Source organism: Kutzneria sp. 744 (assembly GCF_000568255.1).
Classification (GTDB): domain Bacteria; phylum Actinomycetota; class Actinomycetes; order Mycobacteriales; family Pseudonocardiaceae; genus Kutzneria.
On the sequence record NZ_KK037166.1, the window covers coordinates 8,608,310 to 8,626,271 of the forward strand.

Below are 17,962 nucleotides of genomic sequence, written 5' to 3' on the forward strand. Positions count from 1 at the left end.
GACCGGCCAGCGCTAGTTGAGGAGGCGTTCAATGCGCCGCGTGGTGTTCCTGGTGCAGCCGCAGGTGTACCTGCTCGATCTTGCGGGCCCCGCCGAGGTGTTCCACACCGCGCGTGACTACGGCCTGCCCTACGAACTGTCCTATGTGGCCGACGAGCCCGAGATCGTCACCGCCGAGCTGCTGCCGGTGCGGTGCTCGACGACGTGGCCCACCTTGTCCCCCAACGACATCGTGATCGTCCCAGGGCGACAGTGCGCGACGCTGGAGGACATCGCCCCCAGCGAGCGGGCGCTGTCGATGCTGCGCTCGCACCACCGCCAGGGCGGCATGGTGGTCAGCGTCTGCGCCGCCACGGAGGCGCTCGGGCGGGCCGGGCTGCTCGACGGGCGGCGCTGCGCGACCCATCACCAGCTCCAGGACGAGCTGGCCGCGCGCTACCCGGCGGCCGAGGTCGTGCGGGACGTCCTGTACACAGTGGACGGAAATCTGGCCACGTCCGCCGGTATCGCCAGCGGCATCGACCTGTGCCTGCACCTGGTCGCCACCTGGCACGGCCCGACCATGGCCGGGCGCATCGCCCGGGCACTGGTCGTGTACGCGCGGCGCAACGGCACCGACGAGCAGGTCAGCGCCCTGCTGCGACACCGCAGCCACCTGTCCGACCTGGTCCACCGCCTGCAGGACGTGATCGACGAGCGGTACACCGAGCCGCTGCGGCTGGCCGAGCTCAGCCGCAAGTTCGGGTGCAGCGAGCGCACCATCACGCGGCGGTTCCGCGACGCCACCGGCCTCACGCCGCTGCGCTACCAGCAGGCGCTGCGGCTGGAGCGGGCCGAGCACCTCATCTCCAGCGGGACGACGGTGGAGGGCGCGGCGCGGGCCGTCGGCTTCTCCGACTCCCGGACCCTGCGTGCGCTGCGGGCGGCGGCTCGGGTGGCAGCGGGCGTTTAGGTCCTCACGAGGCCAGGGCGAGGGCGGTCGCGAGCACGATCTCCTCGCCCTGGGCCTTGAAGGCCTCGTCGGAGGCCAGGTGCAGGACCGCCTCGGCGATCTCGTGCAGGGCGGTGGTGGCGTCGGCGACCACGTAGTTGACCCGGATCCTTTTCGGCTCCAGCTGCGCGGCCGGCGGGTGGGCGTCGGCTCGGCCGCAGAGGATGACCGTGCCGTTGTCGCGCAGGTGGGGCAGGGCGGCGGTCGCATCCGTGACGGCGAAGACGATGTCGAGGCCGCCGAACCTGGCCGCCGCCTCCGCCGGCGTCGCCTCGGTCTCCACGCGGGCGCCTTCGCGGCGCAACACCGTGGCCACGGTGTTCGTCGCGGTGTGGTGGGCCAGGTAGGCGGTCTTGCCGGCCAGCTTCATCGCTCCCGGTCCTCCGTCTGAGTCTCAGATTGGAACCCAGAGTACACTGGCCGCCGTGGACGACAGCACCAGGTTCAGCGCCGAGAACTGCTCCATCGCCCGCTCGCTGCAGATCGTGGGCGAGCGGTGGTCGCTGCTGATCCTGCGCGAGGCGTTCTACGGCCACCGGCGCTTCGAGCAGTTCCAGCGCCGCATCGGCATCGCCCGCAACCTGCTCGCCACCCGCCTGGCCACGCTCGTCGAGCACGGCGTTCTCGACCGGCAGAGCTACCAGGAGCCGGGGCAGCGCTCGCGGCACGAGTACCGCCTCACCGCCAAGGGCAAGGAGCTGTACCCGATTCTCGTGGCCCTGCTGGACTGGGGCGACCGCCACGCCGCAGACCCCGAGGGCCCCGCCCTGCTGCTGCACCACCGCGACTGCGGCGCCCCCGTCCACGCCGAACTCCGCTGCGACGCCGGCCACGGCCACCTCGCCCCCCGCGACGTCACCGCCGCCCCCGGCCCCGCCGCCCGCCTCCTCCCCACCGCCTAACCCCCGCGAGTCACGCTCTCCGGCACACCGAAATACGGTTTCAAGCACATTCGAATGCCACATGCGCTTCCTGTGTGGCATTAGGCGTCACATGGGAAGCGCATGTGGCGTGGGCGGCAGCCGGGAGATCTCGCGGGCGAGGTCGTCGAGGTCGGAGAAGCGGCGTCGTCGACGACCAGCACGGGTAGGTCGCCGCTGTCGTTGGCCATGGCCCGAGCAAGGCGTCACGCCGGCCGGAACTCGACACATGAGTGCCTGAGAGCGGGACTCGCGGATTTTGGCTCTCGCCGTGGGGGGCTGCGCCACCTATATTCATCGGACGTCTGTCCGATGGAGGTCTGATGCGGTTCGCCATCGTTGTCGCCGCGCACCTGGTAGCAGCCGCTACCGCCACGGGTGTGGCTGGGTACACCTCGGATGTTCTGCACGTTTCGCCCGATGGGTGGGGCAACTTATGCGCCGCTCAGCTGCCCTGTGACCTGACCACGGCCCGCGACCGGGCCCGAGGCGAGCACGGTGACGTGGTCGTCGAGTTGAACGGGGGCACCTACCGGCTCACCAGTCCGTTCACCCTGGGCCCGCAGGATTCTGGCAGACCGGGGCACAGCGTCGTCTATCGGGCCGGCCCCGGCCAGCACCCGGTGCTCAGCGGCGGCAGCCGGGTCACCGGCTTCAGCAAGGTCGACGCGGCTAAGAACATCTACCGGGCCAAGGTGCCCAAGGGCACCGAGAGCCGCGACCTGTTCGTGGACGGCAAGCGGGCCCAGCGCACGCGCAGCGCCGCCAACCCGGCCGGCTTCTCCACCACGGCAATGGGTTTCACCACCGGCGACGGCTCGTACGCCGCCTGGACCAATCAGAGCCAGGTCGAGGTGGTCAACGACAGCGGCTGGAAGCAGATGCGCTGCCCGCTGGCGTCGATCGCGAAGAACGCGGCCGGCGGCTCGGACCTCACGGTCGACCCGGGCTGCTGGAACAACAACCACAGCAGCGTGCCCAACCCCGGCTTCCCGTTCAACGGCGCGGGCCTGCCCTCGCTCAACGGCATCAGCTGGATCGAGAACTCCTACCAGCTGCTCGGCACGCCCGGCCAGTTCTACCTCGACGGCGCGGCCGGCTACCTCTACTACGTGCCGCGCGCGGGCGAGAACCTGGCCAAGGCCGACGTCGAACTGCCCACCGCGCAACAACTTCTGGACGTCAGCGGCACGCCCGGGCACCTCGCGCCGCTCAACGACAGCGACTGGCGCGCCACCTACGCCGGCAGCTGGGGCTATTCGAACGGCCGGCCGACCGGCGACCTCGGCGGCGACGTGCACTACACCAGCACCGACGGCGACTCCTTCAGCTACACCTTCACCGGCACCGGCCTCCAGGTGCTGTCGGAGACCAACTCCGACGAAGGCGCCATCGACGTCTACGTGGACGGCGCCAAGACGCAGACCGTCAACGCCGCCACGCCGGAACGCCTTGCGCAGCAGGCGATCGTCAGCGTCACCGGGCTGGCCAAGGGACAGCACACGGTCAAGCTGGTCAAGGCCGGCGGGCAGTACATGCTCGTCGACGGCGTCACGGTGATCCCCGACGTCGTGAATCCCGTGCACGACGTCACCTTCTCCGGCATCACGTTCGCCTACACGACCTGGAACGCACCCACCGCCGAGGGGTACGTCGACAACCAGGCGGGCGTGCTGTGGGATCCGACCACGCGGTCGCCGATCCGCATTCCCGCCGCCGTGCAGGTGCACCGCGGCCAGCGGATCACCTTCTCCGACGACACTTTCCGCAACCTGGGCACCAGCGGCGTCGATCTCGCCGACCAGACCCAGGACTCCACGGTCTACCGCTCCACCGTCACGGACACGTCCGGCATCGGTGTCACCGTCGGCGAGTTCGATGATTACTACCAGACCCAGACCGCGCTGATGACCAGCGGAAACACCGTGTCCGACAACACGGTCCAGTACGTCGGGCAGGAGTTCGCCGACTCCGTCGGCGTGCTGGTCGGGCACAGCCGCAACACCACGTTGTCCCACAACGACATCGGCTACACCCCGTACTCCGGTGTCTCCATCGGCTGGGGTTGGGGCTGGGCGTCGAGCTGTGATCTCCAGGCCAAGCAAGGCCTTTCGCAGCCCTGCGCGCACGGCAGCACCTACACCGGCGGCAACCACGTCGTCGGCAACCACGTGCACAGCGTCATGGGCGAGCTCAACGACGGTGGCCCGATCTACACCCTCGGCGGGCAGGCGTCGCAGTCCGAGTTCACCGGCAACGTGCTCGGCGAGTGCGTCAACGGCTGCAACGCCATCTACCACGACGAGGGCAGTTCCCTCTGGTACACGCACGACAACGTGGTGAAGTCGATCGGCGGCTCGCTGTGGCTGAACCTGTGGACGCCGACCATCCACGACGACAAGATCGTGGACAACTACACCGACACCGGCAACTACTACAACAACGGCACCGACATCACGTTGCAACCGTCCACGGTGGTCGCTGACCAGAACTGGCCGGCTCCGGCCAAGGCGATCCTCGCCGCCGCCGGGCCCGACACCCCGAAGTCCACGCTGGTCGACGACGACGATCTGCGCGTGGCCTACAACGGCAGCTGGTCGTTCCAGGGCGGTCGCAGCTACGGCGACCTGAACGGCAACGTGCACTACAGCCAGCAGGACGGGGCGTCGGCGACGATCGCCTTCACCGGCACCGGAATCTCGTTCCTGACCGAGACCAACTCCGACGAGGGCAAGATCGGGATCACCCTGGACGGCGTGGCCGAGCCGACGGTCACCGCCAACGCCGCCACTCGCGGCGTGCAGCAGAAGGTGTACTCCGTCAGGGGATTGAAGCCTGGCCAGCACATCCTGACCGTCAGCAAGATCGACGGAACGTACTTCCTGGTCGACGGCTTCGAGCTGAGCTGACGCTCCCCTTATGCAGGGAAGGACGCCTTACCCTCGTTCAACGAGGGTAAGGCGTCCTTCCCTGCGTCATCAGGGCATCAGGGCATCAGGGCATCAGGGCATCAGGGCGTCAGGGGAGCAGCTTGAGGTCCACGGCGTCGGCCATGGCCTGCATGCCGGTGGCGTTGGGGTGCAGGCCGTCACCCGAGTTGTACGGCGGGTTGAGGCTGTGCGGGTTGGCCGGGTCGGCCATGGCGTGGTCGAAGTCGACGACGCCGTCGAAGGCGCCGCTGGTGCGGATCCAGTCGTTGACGGCCTGGCGCGTGGCCTCGCGGTCGGCGGGCTCGTTGTCGGGCATGATCGTGCCGCCGATGATCCGCACGCCCGCGTGGTGGGCCTGGGCGATGAGCTGCTGGTAGCCGCCGATGAGGTCGGCGGCGGTGAGCGGGCCGCCGGCGGTGTTGACGGCCGCGTGCAGGTCGTTGACGCCCTCCATCAGGATCACGGTGCGGACGCCGGCGATGCCGAGGGCGTCGTGCTGGAAGCGTTTGAGGGCGCTGATTCCCTGCCAGATGTTGGGCACGTCGGTGAGCACGCGGTTGCCGCCGAGGCCGGCGTCGACCACGGCGTGGGGAGCGCCGGCGGCGGCGAGGCGGCGCGCGAGGTCGTCGGGCCAGCGCTGGTAGGCGCCGGTCGGGGTGTTGTAGCCGTCGGTGATGGAGTCGCCGAAGGCCACCACGGTGCTGCGGGCCGTGGTCGGCACGAGGTCCACACCGGACAGATAGAACCAGGAAGTCCTTGCGGCGATGTAGTTCCCGTCGCCGTCGTCCCGGCTGTGGTCGCCGGCATCGGACAGGAAGGTGGTGTCGAAGGCGTCGGAGTGCCAGGTGGCGGAGCTGGTCGCCTTGGGCAGGAACACGCTGACCAGAAGGTTTTGGCCGGCGGCGACGGACATCGGGACGGGGTCGCTGACCGCCTCGGAGCCGGCCGCGATGGTCAGGGTTTTCGAGCGGGAGAAGGTGACGGTGTGGTGGCTGCCGGCGACGGCCGTGGCCATGCCGCCCTGCACCGCCACATCGATGGCGCCGACGGACAACGGGGTCGTGCCGCGGAGATTGGACAGGGTGATCCGCGGCGAGCTGCCGGCGATGCTGCTGTGCACCACCATCCGGATCGTCTGGTTGCTGAAGTTGGGGCCGCCGATGGTCATGCTCGGGGCCCAGGTGGCCAGTCGGCCGGCGGCGTCCGTGGCGGCGGAGGCCGAGGTCGCGACGGTCGCCAGCGTCGTCGCGGCCACGATCGCCGCGAGCAGATGTCTTCTTGTCACAGGCTTGCTCCACTCGGCACGTCGTTGTGGCGGGTGCGGTGGACAATACCGGACAGGATGGCAAATACATCCGACCTAATCTTGACACCGTCGAACCGATGGCCTGAGCTGGCGTGGTGCCGCCGCCGTCGCATGCGTGGGGAGCTCGTGCCCTGTCTGATTCGGGAAACTCGGTGACCAGGCTGGGGTTCTTGGCCGGAATCGGCGCGGCGACGCTGGCCGCCGGCCTGGTCGGCACGTCCGCTGCCAACGCCGCCACCGTTACGGCCTCGGTCGACCTGGTGGACCCATTCATCGGAGCAATCCCCACAGGAGCGGCGACTTCGACAACTGGTCCAAGCTCGGCTACTGCGCCGACGGCAACAGCATCTCCACGACGTTGGAGAACTGCTACACCGACTACGCGCTGTCGCAGTTCGCCGCCAAACCGGGCCGTGCCGCGAACCCGGCGGCGCTGAGCCGGACCGCGGGCAACGACCGGAACATCTTCGACGCCGGCACCGGTTGGTTCCGCGGCCGCAACGCCGACGGCAGCTGGATGGCGCCCGACGCCGGCTGCATCGAGTGCAACCTCAACCAGCAGGGCTGGTACGTGCCGCACGACATCACCCTGGTCGGCGGCCGGGATGCGTTCGTGGGCAGGCTCAACGCCGTTTTCGAGGCCACGCTGCAGGGGCGACATGATGAAGTGGAACGCCGACTACAACCACTCCAACGAGCCGGTGCACCAGATGGCGTTCCTGCTCGCCCTGGCCGGCCGCCCCGACCTGACGCAGAAGTGGTCCCGGCGCGTCTGCGAGCACGCCTACGCCACCGGCGCCGCCGGGTTGGCCGGCAACGACCGGGGGTCTGCCCCAAACCGACATTCGGTGTGTCTGGGAGCGTGACTCGCGGGGGTTATCCGGGGGTGTTCAGGAGCTGGGTGATCTTGGTGTCGGCGGCGGTGGTGGCTTCGGGGATGGTGGCGCGGCCGTTGTAGACGGATTCGAGCATGTCCTGGATCACGTTGGCGTTGTCGACGGCCGACCAGCGGGTGGACAGCGGCGTGAACCAGCTCCTGCCGGCGGCGGTCAGCTCGACGGCGGTGACGCCGCTGACAAAAGTGGACAGGCCGGTGCTGTTCGGCACGAGGCCGCTCTGGCCGAGCAGGCCCTCGTACTGGGTGCCGGTCAGCAGCCGGATCCACTCGGCGGCCAGATCGGCCTGGCGGCCGGCGGCGGGCACGACGAGGTTGGAGCCGCCGAGGAACACCGGCATCGGGCCGGTGGCCCCGGGCATGGGGAACACGCCGAGCTGCTCACCGAGCGTGGGGTACTTCTTGGCCACGGCGCTGGCCGTCACGCCCTGGTCGATGATCATCGCGGCGCGGCCGCTGCCGAGGGCGTCCACATCGCTGGTCTCGTCCTTGTCGGCGGGCGCGCGGGAGACCTTCGCCACGAAGTCGGCCCACGTGTGCAACCCGGCCTGAGACTTGGGCGACGACAGTGTGCCGGTCCATTTCCCGTTCTGCTGCGTGGCAATGGCGCCGCCGGCGTCGAGCACGAAGGGCAGGGCCGCGTACTGATAGCGACCGGGGAAGTACAGCGCGGAGAAATCCACGGCCTTGTTGGCGTTCATCAACTTCGCGGCGTCGGCCTCGAGCTGCGCCAGCGTGGTCGGCGGACCGCCGAGCCCGGCCTGCTGCCAGAGGTCCTTGCGGTAGATGACGACGCGGTCGCCGCCGTAGTAGGGCACGCCGTAGAGCCGGTCCTGGTAGCTGCCGGCGTCGCGCAGGCCGGTCAGCCACGTGTCGGAGTTCTCGAAATCCTGCTTGGTGAGATCGGTGAGCTTGCCGGTGCTGGCGTAGGCCAGCACGTCGCTGTTGCCCATCTCCATCACGTCCGGCGGCGTCGCGGAGGCCATCCCGGCCTGCCAGCGCGCGTCCCGCCCGGGCCATTCCAGCGTGGTCAGCTTCACGGCGACGTCGGGGTGCAGCGTGTGGAACTGCTGGTCGAGCTCGGAGATGACGTTGTCGGGCGCGCTCTCCTTCATCAGCCAGACGTTCAGGGTGATGCCGGGCCCCGGCTGCGCGTTCGGCGGCGCCGCCCCGCACGCGGCGAGCAGGATCAGCGCCGTGCCGGTCAGGCCGAACGCGCGCACGTGTCTCATATGATCATCCCCCCGCCGGGACCGCGGTTGCGTGTGACGACAGTGAAGACGGTTTCGCACCGTGTCAATGCCTCCATTCGCGCAAGGCTGGGTATTGTCTACGGCGGTCTGCCGTTGTGGCCCCAGCAGCGTGGCGCGCGTGGCTGGTGACATGGTTCGGCAGGCGCAAGCGCATACGCGCGAACCCATGAACGAGGAGATGGCGTGACCGTCGATGGCCGGGTAGTCGCGGGCCGTTACCGCTTGGGCCGACGGATCGGCAGCGGCGCCATGGGCGTCGTGTGGCAGGCGCACGACGAGCTGCTGTACCGCACCGTTGCGGTCAAACAGCTGTTGCTACAGCCGGGACAGAGCGAGGCGGACGCCGAGGAGGCGCGCCGTCGGGCCATGCGGGAGGGCCGGATCGCCGCGCGCCTTCAGCATCCCAACGCGGTCGCCGTGTTCGACGTCGTGGACGAGGGCGACGGCATGCCGTGGCTGGTGATGGAATACGTGCCGTCGCGCAGCCTGTCGCAGCTGCTGGAGGAGCAGGGCACGCTGGCTCCGCAGGAGGCGGCGCGCATCGGCATGCACGTGGCCTCCGCGCTGGCCGCCGCCCACGCCGCCGGCATCGTGCACCGGGATGTCAAGCCGGGCAACGTGTTGCTGGGCGACGACGGCACGGTCAAGATCACCGACTTCGGCATATCGCGGGCCCAGGGCGACTCCACGGTGACCGCCACCGGCATGCTCGCCGGCACCCCGGCCTATCTCGCGCCGGAGATCGCCAAGGGCCACGACCCGACGCCGGCTTCGGACGTTTTCTCGCTCGGGGCAACGCTTTACGCCTCGGTGGAGGGCATTCCGCCGTTCGGCCTCAGCGACAACCCGTTGGCGCTGCTGCACAAGGTGGCGTCCGGGCAGATCGATCCGCCGCGGCAGGCGGGACCGCTCACGCAGCCGCTGCTGTCGCTGCTGTCCTCGGAGCCGACCGAGCGCGTGACGATGGTCCGCTGCCGGGACGCGCTGGGTGCGGTGGCCGCGGGCCAGCCCGCGCCGCCCATGCCGATGCCGCAGCAGATGCACATGCCGACGGTGGCCACCGCGCAGCGTCCGGCGCCTCCGATGGCGACGCGGATGGACCAGCGTCCGGTCGGCGGTCCCTCGCGGTCCACCTCGACCACCGCCATGCCGCCCGTTCGGCCGAAGGGGTCGCAGCAGTCGGGCGGCATGGGTCGCGGGCCGCTGATCGGCATCGCCGCGGCGATTGTCATCGCGGTGATAGTCGGCGTGATCGTGGTGACCAATCAGATGAAGGACAACACCGGGGGCGGGTCCGGCGGTGGCGGCGGCTCCCAGGCCGGCGGCGGCACCTCGACGTCGTCCACCACCGCGCCGGCCGCGACGTCCATCAACCGGCAGCCGCTGTCGGGCGAGCCGGGGGCCGAGGTGCAGCAGCAGACGATCAGCGACTTCTTCGCGCAGCTGCCCGGCAACGCGCAGAACGCGGCGGCCGCCTACTTCACCCCGGACTTCCTCGGCGGCGCGGACGCCTTCGTCGGCGAGATGAACAACGCCAAGTCGGTGACGCTGAGCGACATGCAGGGCGGCGACTTCTACTTCCAGGCCAAGGAGCACATCGTCGGCAAGGACGGCAGCAAGTCCGTGCAGGCAGTCGGCGTGGGCCTGAAGTGGGCCGGGACCCAGCTCTACATCAACAAGATCGAGAAGGTGGGCGCGGCGAAGCCGGAGAGCTGAGGCCCCGCCGCGCCGGTCGGCCTCAGGCCGGCAGCACCGCTTCGACGGCCGCGACCAGCTCGGTGTCCTCGGGCTCGGTCCGCGGCCGGAACCGGCCGACCACCTTGCCACCCGGCGCGACCAGGAACTTCTCGAAGTTCCACTGCACGTCGCCGGCCGCGCCCTCGGCGTCGGAGGTCTGGGTGAGCTCGGCGTAGAGCGGGTGCCGCTCGTCGCCGTTCACCTCGATCTTGGACATCATCGGGAACGTCACGCCGTACGTGGTGGAGCAGAAGCTCTGGATCTCCTCGGCGCTGCCCGGCTCCTGGCCCATGAACTGGTTGCAGGGCAGACCCACGACGCTGAAGCCGCGGTCGGCGTAGCGCTCGTGCAGCCGCTCCAGGCCGGCGTACTGCGGGGTCAGGCCGCAGCGGGAGGCCACGTTCACGACGAGTAGCGCCTTGTCACCGAGCGCGCCCAGGGTGGTCGCCTCGCCGTCGAGTGTGGTCAGCTGAAGATCCAGGATGCTCATGGTTCAAGCCTAGACGGGGGACGCGCGTGGCCGAGTTGCACGAGCTGTCGGCGCTGGAGCAGGCGGCCGCGGTCCGCTCACGGACGGTGAGCCCGGTCGAGCTGGTCGACCACCACCTGGACCGGATCTCACGCCTGGACGGCCTCCTGCACGCGTTCGTGACGCTCACCCCCGAACTGGCCCGTGAGCAGGCCAAGGAGGCCGAGCAGGCGGTCATGGGCACGCCGGCCGAGGAGTTGCCGCCGCTGCACGGCGTGCCGACGGCGATCAAGGACCTGTCGATCACCCGGGACGCCCCGACCGCGTTCGGCTCGGGGGCGCTGGTGGGCTTCCGGTCGCCGCTGGACGCCGACGTCGTCACGGCGCTGCGGCGGGCCGGCCTGATCAGCCTGGGCAAGACCGCGACCCCGGAGTTCGGGCTGACCGCCCACTCGGCGACCGATCTCGGCGCCGAGCCGCGGACGCCGTGGAACCTCGGGTACTCGGCCGGTGGCTCCAGCGGCGGGGCCGGCTCGGCCGTGGCCGGCGGGCTGGTGCCGATCGCGCAGGGCAGCGACGCCGGCGGTTCGATCCGCATCCCGGCCAGCGTGTGCGGGCTGGTCGGGATGAAGCCGTCGTGGGGCCGGGAGTCGTCCGGGCCGACGCCGCCGGACCCCGCGCAGCTGGCCGTACGGGGCGTGCTGACCCGGACCGTGCGGGACACCGCCGCCGGCCTGGATGCCCTCGTTGCGTACAAATCGGGCGGGCTGGCGCCGCTGCCCCGGCCCGCCGGGTCGTACCTGGCGGAGGCCGACCGCGACCCCGGGCGGCTGCGGATCGGCCGGTTCACCGCCGCGCCCAACGGTGCCGCCGTGGATCCGGAGTGCGTGCGGGCCGTCGACGTGGCCACGGAGCTGCTGGTCGCCGCCGGGCATGTGGTCGAGGAGATCGAGACGCCCTCCGGGCCCGCGCTCACGGAGCTGTTCGTGAAGGTGTGGGCCCTCAAGGCCGCCGGGGCTCCCGTGCCGGCGGGCAAGGAGTCCCTGCTCCGGCCCGTGACGCGGATGTTGCGGGAGCGCGGGGCCGGGATTTCCGGCGTGGAGGCGTTCGCGCTGCTCGCGGCGATGCAGGGGCAGGCGCGGGCGGTCATCGACCGGACCGCCGGGTACGACCTGGTGCTGTGTCCGACGCTGGCCCTGCCGCCACGGCCGGAGGGGTGGTTCACGGAGTCGGGGGATCCGGCCGAGGAGTTCGAGCGGACCATGCAGTTCGTGGCCTTCACGCCGTTGCAGAACGTGACCGGCCAGCCGGCGATGTCGTTGCCGGCGCACTGGACGCCGGAGGGCCTGCCGGTGGGGGTTCAGCTGGTGGGCCGGGTGGGGGATGAGGCGACGCTGATCTCGGTGGCGGCCCAGGTCGAGGCCGGCAGCGGCTGGGCCGCCCGGAGGGCCGACCTGCCAGAGCACTGAACCCCCGCGAGTCACGCTCTCGGGCACACCGAAATACGGTTTCAGGCACACCACCCCGAGTCCAGCTCTGGGACAGGGCATGTGTTGAGTTGATGGCTGTCTTAGCGCGGGACTCGCCGGTGGGTGGTGAGCCCCCGCGAGTCACGTTCTCGGGCGCCGGGGCGAGTTCCGCCCTCGGGCATTTTCCAGCGTGGTTGCGTCGGGTGGGTGGGCCCGAGGACGGGACTCGCCCGCCCGAGTGCGTGACTCGCGTTGCTGGGGGCGCGCATTGCGTTGCCGGCGGCCCTAGCCCCCGCCTAACGGGTGGTGACGGTGCGGGCTTCGGGGCGGCGGGGCCAGGGGCGGCCGGCCGGGGGGCGCTGGGAGGTGGGGCGGTTGGGGGTGCGCATGAGGGGGCTCAACTTCGGGCGTAGGAGGACGTGTCCCAGGCCTCGGTGAGGGCCTGGGTGAACAGCTCGGTGGGCTGGGCGCCGGAGACGCCGTAACGCATGTCGAGCACGAAGAACGGCACGCCGTTGGCGCCGAGGCGCGAGGCGGTGGCGGCGTCCTCCTCGACCTCGGCGGCGTAGCGGTCGGAGGACAGGACGGCCTCGACCTCGGCGGGGTCCAAGCCGACCTCGACGGCCAGAGCGGCCAGCGACGAGGGGGAGAAGACGGAGCGGCGGTCGGTGAAGTGGGCCCGGAACAGGCGCTCGACCATGGCGTCCTGGAGACCCGCGGAAGCGGCCAGGTGCACGAGGCGATGGGCGTCGGCGGTGTTGCCGATGTGCAGACCGTCCATGTGGTACTCGAGACCCTCGCCGGCGGCGGTGGCCTCCATCTTGGACTCCATGGCGGCGGCCTCGGCGACGTCCATGCCGTACTTGCGGGAGAGCATCTCGGTGGACAGCTCGGTCCGGCCGGCGGGGTAGGTCGGGTCGAGCTGGAAGGAGTGGTGCACGACCTCGACCTGGTCCCGGTGCTCGAAGCCGGCCAGGGCCTGCTCGAACCGACGCCGCCCGATGTAGCACCACGGGCAGATGATGTCGGACCAGACGTCGACGCGCACCACAACTCCTCTAGCTCACGAAACAGCGGGAAACTCCTACCCAGTGCGACGCAATCCGAGGGCGTTTTGTTCCAGGGCGGCCAGCTCGCCGATCACCCGGCGGCGGCCCTTGCGCCAGTCACCGGCCGGATCGTCGCTGACACGGGCCAGTGAGCGCAGCGGCAGGCGGGTCAGGGCTCGCAGGGCGAGGAGGTCCTCGCCACCGGCGAGGCGTTCGAGACTGCGGGCCGCGCCGGCGGAGCGGGCGTACCGGATGCGCAGCGGTAGCCAGATCAGCAGGGCGAACAGCACGGGGGCCAGCACGAGCGCGACGGGAACCCAGAAGGCGAGGCTCTCGGCGGTGTTGATCTCCCCGTTGCCGGCGTCGACTAGTGTCGAGCCGGCATTGGTGCCGGCACCCAGCGCGTCGGCCAGCTGACCGCCGACCAGGGGAACCTTGCCGGCGCTGGCCGCGGCGTCGCGGAACGTGTCCCGCAGCCCGCTGCCGGCGTTGACGAGCCCGTCACCCGGGCCCCGTAATCGCCGGACCGGTGTCGTGAACCTGGAACCCGAGCCAGATCCAGCCGCCGATCCACGCGAGCGCGACGACATCGGCGAGCACCTGACGCAGGAACCGGCCCGGCCGATCCGCGTACCACTTCACCTTTCCTCCCGACAACATCGAGCAACATCAACTTGTGGGTGCGACGGAAGTCTGTTCCTCGGCCGTGGTGCTCGTGTTCTCGGGTGTGGTCGTGGTGGTCACGGGAGCGGGCGTGGTGGTCGTGGTCGTCGGCGCGGTGGAGGTGGTCTCGCTGGTCGTGGCAGGAGTCGTGGAGGTGGTGGTCGACCGCGTCGACCGAGTCGTGGCGCGCACGGGCGCGACCTGTTCCGGCGCATGGGAAGTCGTCGTCACCGACGGGGGAGCGGCCGGGGACTGGCTGTGCTGGGCCGGCGGCGGCCCGGTGTGCAGCAGGAAGAACATCACGCCGGCCACGGCCGCCAGGCCGAAAGCGCCGACGGCCATCGGGGCCCGCCGCCGGTGATGCGCGGCGGACGGCGCAGCGGACGGGATCGGCACGGAAGAAGGCTGCATCGGCACGGTCGTCTGCACGAGCGGTGATCCACTCAGCGCCATGAAGATCTCGTCGGAAGAGGGCCGCCCGGCGGGATCCTTGTCCAGCAGCCGGGTCAGCAGCGGCGCCAGCCACCCGGCCTGCGTCGGCGCCGGCACCGGATCGGTCAGCACGGACGTCATGGTGGGCAAGGGATCGCCCCGGTCGAACGGCACGATTCCTTCTACTGCAGCGTAGAGCGTCACGCCGAGCGACCAGAAGTCCGACTCCGGCCCGTATGCCAGCCCCCGCAGCCGCTCGGGCGCCATGTAGGCGGGCGCGCCGACCAGGGTGCCGATGCCGGTCAGGGTGCTGTCGCCCTCGGCGCTGGCGATGCCGAAGTCGGCCAGGTAGGCGTGCCCGGCGGCGTCGAGCAACACGTTGCCGGGCTTGACGTCCCGGTGCAGCACCCCGCTGTCGTGGGCGGCCCGCAACGCCGACAACAGCTCAAGGCCGATCTCGGCGGCGCGATCCGGCGAGAGCGGCCCGTCCAGCGTGATGACGTCGGCCAGGGTCCGCGAGTCCACGTGCTGCATGACGATCCACTGCCGGTCGTCGTGCTCGACGACGTCGTAGACCATCACCACGTGCGGGTGGACGATGCGGGCGGCGGCGCGGGCCTCCCGCAGCACCCGCTCGCCCTGACCGGTGACCTCCTTGACCGCCACGTCCCGCCCGAGCAGCAGGTCCCGCGCCAGCCAGACGGTGCCCATTCCGCCCGCGCCCAGCGTCCTGACCAGGTCGTATCTACCGGCCACTGGCGGCGAGGGCGTAGCTTCGCTAGGACTCACCCTGACCAGGTACCCGCGTTCACCGAGGGGCAATCGGGCCGTCATTGACTGCCTGTGCGGCCGATGCTTAAGTTCGGCGAACTAACTAAGCCAGATGGAGGTCGACGTGGCCGCGGACCCGACACCGGCGGACAGATTCAGCTTCGGTCTGTGGACGGTCGGCTGGCGCGCGAACGACCCGTTCGGCGAGCCGACGCGGCCGGCGCTGGATCCCGTCGAGTCGGTGCACCGGCTGGCCGAGTTGGGCGCGTGGGGTGTTTCCTTCCACGACGACGACCTGATTCCGTTCGGCGCCGACGACGCCGTGCGCGAGGAGCGGGTGAAGCGATTCCGCAAGGCGGTCGACGAGGCCGGCATGACCGTGCCGATGGCGACCACGAACCTGTTCACCCATCCCGTGTTCAAGGACGGCGGCTTCACGAGCAACGACCGCTCGGTTCGGCGTTTCGCGCTGCGCAAGGTGTTGCGCAACGTGGATCTGGCGGCGGAGCTCGGCGCGAGCACCTATGTGTTGTGGGGCGGGCGTGAAGGCTCGGAGACCGACGCCGCCAAGGACGTCCGCGCGGCGCTGGACCGCTACCGCGAGGCGATGAACGTGCTCACGCAGTACGTCGTCGACCAGGGCTACAACCTCAGGTTCGCCATCGAGCCCAAGCCGAACGAGCCGCGCGGCGACATTCTGTTGCCGACCATCGGCCACGCCCTGGGTTTCATCTCCACCCTCGATCGCGAGGAACTGGTCGGCGTGAACCCCGAGGTCGGCCACGAGCAGATGGCCGGGCTCAACTTCGTGCACGGCATCTCGCAGGCCCTGTGGCAGGACAAGCTGTTCCACATCGACCTCAATGGCCAGAAGGGCCCGCGGTTCGACCAGGACCTGATCTTCGGCCACGGCGACCTGCTGTCGGCGTTCTTCCTGGTGGACCTGTTGGAGCAGGCCGGATACGCCGGCCCACGGCACTTCGACTACAAGCCGCTGCGCACCGAGGACATCGACGGCGTGTGGGCCAGCGCGGCCGCCAACATGCGGACCTATCTGCTGCTCAAGGAACGTGCGGCGGCCTTCCGGGCGGATCCCGAGGTGGGGGAGGCGCTGCGCGCGGCCAAGGTCGACGAGATCCTGCTGCCGACGCTGTCCCGCCGCGAGTCGGTGGCCGACTTCCGGGCCGCCGAGGCGAACTTCGATCCGGACGCGGTAGGGGCCAGGGGGTACGGGTTCGTGCGGCTCTCACAGCTCGCGCTGGAGCATCTGGTCGGCGCACGGAGCACATGACCGGGCATACCGCCGACAACTACCGACTTTTCCCATCGAATCCCCAGCTTCCGCTCCGTCAAGATCAATCCTGCGATTTTTTCACCGAGCAGGCATTCCGGAGCGGTGGGTATTGGCAAAAGGTGACACCCGTTTACTTCACGCAATTGGCCGGTGGAGCGCGACAACGCGGACGAGCGATGCTCAAGGGCCCGGGCACTGGGCCGTCCGCCGGTCCGGCCGATCACCCGACCACACCGAACCGTGCTCCGAAGGGGGACGGTTGCTCAACAAAACTTCACCGGCCGGCAATCATCGTGTTTACATCATCGACGGTGGTGTAGGAACCCCTGGGCCACTCACCCTAGGTGTCATCGGGGGATGCCGCGTGGTCACGCCTGATCAAGGTCAGATCGTCGGCATTTTCGGGACCGTTAGGGCAGGGCTTCGGTATCCTTCACCGCCGGATGGCAGCTGTCCTGATAAGCAGTGGGTCGTCGCAGCCAGACGCGAGAGGGAAGGCGGTCTGCCCTGAACCCGGATCGGAGGCTCGTCTCCGCCGGCGCGGCACCGGATTCGTCCATACAGGACAAAAACGGCGCACCCGCGATCGGTCGGGTCCTGCTGGGCAGGGCCGACGAGCTGGCACAGCTGGAAGCCAAGGCCGAGCTCGCCGTCGCCGGGCGCGGCCAGGCCGTGATCATGCGCGGGCCGTCGGGCATCGGCAAGACGCAGCTGCTGCGCACGGCCGAGCAGCGCTTCGCGGCCCGCGGCATGCGGGTGTTGCGAGCGGAATGCGCCGAGGTGAGCAGCGGTTCCGGTTACGCGGGCGTGCGGGCGCTGTTCGCCGGCATCGATCAGGACATGGTGACGGGCGCGGCCCGCTGGGCCCGCTCGGCGCTGACCCCGGCCGGCGACGCAGATGTGCCCAGCGGCGGATATGCCGTGCTGCACGGTCTTTACTGGCTCGTGGTCGGCCTGTCGAGCGAGCAGCCGCTGGCGCTGATCGTCGACGACGGCCACTGGTGCGACAACTCCACCTTGCGCTGGCTGGACTTCCTGCTGCGCCGCGCCGACAACCTGCGGCTGCTGGTGGTCGTCGCGCAGCGCACCGGCGTCGACGACGGCGAGCTGCTCAACCAGCTGGCCACGCACGAGTGCTGCACCGCCGTCGAGGTTCGCCCGCTGGGCACCGACGACGTCGTCGACCTCATCGCCGCCGGCCTGGACGAGGTGCCGGCGCCCGCGTTCGCCGCGCGCTGCAACGACGTCAGCGGTGGAAACCCTTTGCTGTTGTACCGGCTGCTGGGTGAGCTGCGGCGCAACGGCGTGCAGCCGGACGCGCAGAGCGCCGGGCTGGTGCAGGAGATGGGCCAGGACGTGCTGACCGCCTCCGTGGTGTCCGCGCTGGGCAACCAGCCCGACTACGTCACCGAGGTCGCCCGCGCCGCCGCGCTCGTCGGCACCGCGCAGCCGCATCTGATCGCGGCGCTGTGCCGGGTGCCGGTCCGCTCCGTGATCACCGCGCTGCACCTGCTGGTCCGCTGCGACGTGCTCGACGAGGAGCGCAAGGCCTTCGTCCACGATCAGGTGCGAACCACCATCCTGGGCGGCATCTCCGAGGAGGAGCTGCACGCCACCCGGGCCCGGGCCGCGCGCCTGCTGAGCGACGAGGGCGAGCCGGCCGAGGTCGTCGCCGGCCACCTGCTGCTCACGCCGGTGGACGAGCCGTGGATGCCGTCGGTCCTGCGCGACGCCGCCACGCGCGCCAACCGGCGCGGCTCCGCCGAAGCGGCCATCGGCTACT

15 protein-coding genes and 1 pseudogene are annotated in these 17,962 nt (G+C 70.3%); 9 read left to right on the top strand and 7 right to left on the bottom strand.

The window, feature by feature from the left end:
* Positions 1–31: 31 nt before the first annotated feature.
* Complete coding sequence (locus KUTG_RS39735) at positions 32–952, top strand: GlxA family transcriptional regulator (RefSeq protein WP_043724343.1); 921 nt, start codon at positions 32–34, stop codon at positions 950–952.
* Positions 953–956: 4 nt separating this feature from the next.
* Here the strand turns inward: KUTG_RS39735 and KUTG_RS39740 are convergent, their stop codons facing one another.
* Positions 957–1,361: a hypothetical protein gene (locus tag KUTG_RS39740; RefSeq protein WP_043724345.1), complete on the bottom strand. Its 405-nt coding sequence runs from the start codon at positions 1,359–1,361 to the stop codon at positions 957–959.
* Positions 1,362–1,416: 55 nt separating this feature from the next.
* On the opposite strand from KUTG_RS39740, the gene KUTG_RS39745 reads away from it, so the two are divergent.
* Positions 1,417–1,893 carry a winged helix-turn-helix transcriptional regulator gene (locus tag KUTG_RS39745; RefSeq protein ID WP_043724347.1) on the top strand — a complete coding sequence of 159 codons (477 nt, stop codon included), beginning with the start codon at positions 1,417–1,419 and terminating at the stop codon, positions 1,891–1,893.
* Between the two features lie 341 nt (positions 1,894–2,234).
* Positions 2,235–4,820: a hypothetical protein gene (locus KUTG_RS39750; protein WP_043724349.1), complete on the top strand. Its 2,586-nt coding sequence runs from the start codon at positions 2,235–2,237 to the stop codon at positions 4,818–4,820.
* A gap of 109 nt (positions 4,821–4,929) precedes the next feature.
* On the opposite strand, the gene KUTG_RS39755 is transcribed toward KUTG_RS39750, so the two are convergent.
* Positions 4,930–6,126: an SGNH/GDSL hydrolase family protein gene (locus KUTG_RS39755; protein WP_043724351.1), complete on the bottom strand. Its 1,197-nt coding sequence runs from the start codon at positions 6,124–6,126 to the stop codon at positions 4,930–4,932.
* A 289-nt stretch (positions 6,127–6,415) separates the two neighbouring features.
* Between KUTG_RS39755 and KUTG_RS66650 the strand changes: the two are divergent.
* Together KUTG_RS66650 and KUTG_RS65450 are read left to right on the top strand one after the other, a co-directional pair.
* A pseudogene (locus KUTG_RS66650) lies at positions 6,416–6,790 on the top strand (glycoside hydrolase domain-containing protein); the annotation flags it as partial.
* Between the two features lie 19 nt (positions 6,791–6,809).
* The gene (locus KUTG_RS65450) at positions 6,810–7,013 is read left to right on the top strand and encodes a glycoside hydrolase domain-containing protein (protein WP_198047463.1); all 204 of its coding nucleotides are present in this window, start codon (positions 6,810–6,812) and stop codon (positions 7,011–7,013) included.
* Positions 7,014–7,023: 10 nt separating this feature from the next.
* On the opposite strand, the gene KUTG_RS39770 is transcribed toward KUTG_RS65450, so the two are convergent.
* Positions 7,024–8,274 carry an extracellular solute-binding protein gene (locus tag KUTG_RS39770; RefSeq protein ID WP_198047464.1) on the bottom strand — a complete coding sequence of 417 codons (1,251 nt, stop codon included), beginning with the start codon at positions 8,272–8,274 and terminating at the stop codon, positions 7,024–7,026.
* A gap of 204 nt (positions 8,275–8,478) precedes the next feature.
* Between KUTG_RS39770 and KUTG_RS39775 the strand changes: the two genes are divergently transcribed.
* Positions 8,479–10,011, top strand: coding sequence for a serine/threonine-protein kinase (locus KUTG_RS39775; protein WP_043724362.1), 1,533 nt, complete (start codon positions 8,479–8,481; stop codon positions 10,009–10,011).
* A 22-nt stretch (positions 10,012–10,033) separates the two neighbouring features.
* Here KUTG_RS39775 and KUTG_RS39780 read toward each other — a convergent pair whose 3' ends face one another.
* Positions 10,034–10,522, bottom strand: coding sequence for a glutathione peroxidase (locus KUTG_RS39780; RefSeq protein WP_043724365.1), 489 nt, complete (start codon positions 10,520–10,522; stop codon positions 10,034–10,036).
* Positions 10,523–10,548: 26 nt separating this feature from the next.
* On the opposite strand from KUTG_RS39780, the gene KUTG_RS39785 reads away from it, so the two are divergent.
* Positions 10,549–11,970, top strand: a complete 1,422-nt coding sequence (locus KUTG_RS39785; protein ID WP_043724368.1) for an amidase — start codon at positions 10,549–10,551, stop codon at positions 11,968–11,970.
* 397 nt (positions 11,971–12,367) lie between these two features.
* Here KUTG_RS39785 and KUTG_RS39790 read toward each other — a convergent pair whose 3' ends face one another.
* From KUTG_RS39790 to KUTG_RS54465, 3 genes are all read right to left on the bottom strand, one after another.
* Entirely contained in the window at positions 12,368–13,018 is a 651-nt protein-coding gene (locus tag KUTG_RS39790) for a DsbA family oxidoreductase (RefSeq protein WP_043732241.1), read from the bottom strand.
* 36 nt (positions 13,019–13,054) lie between these two features.
* Positions 13,055–13,609: a hypothetical protein gene (locus KUTG_RS39795; RefSeq protein WP_052395940.1), complete on the bottom strand. Its 555-nt coding sequence runs from the start codon at positions 13,607–13,609 to the stop codon at positions 13,055–13,057.
* A 79-nt stretch (positions 13,610–13,688) separates the two neighbouring features.
* Positions 13,689–14,870, bottom strand: coding sequence for a serine/threonine-protein kinase (locus KUTG_RS54465; RefSeq protein WP_198047465.1), 1,182 nt, complete (start codon positions 14,868–14,870; stop codon positions 13,689–13,691).
* A 127-nt stretch (positions 14,871–14,997) separates the two neighbouring features.
* On the opposite strand from KUTG_RS54465, the gene xylA reads away from it, so the two are divergent.
* Both xylA and KUTG_RS39810 read left to right on the top strand, forming a co-directional pair.
* Complete coding sequence (gene xylA / locus KUTG_RS39805; protein ID WP_052395942.1) at positions 14,998–16,176, top strand: xylose isomerase; 1,179 nt, start codon at positions 14,998–15,000, stop codon at positions 16,174–16,176.
* A 468-nt stretch (positions 16,177–16,644) separates the two neighbouring features.
* On the top strand, positions 16,645–17,962 hold a 1,318-nt coding region (locus KUTG_RS39810), incomplete at its 3' end, for an AAA family ATPase (protein ID WP_157495692.1).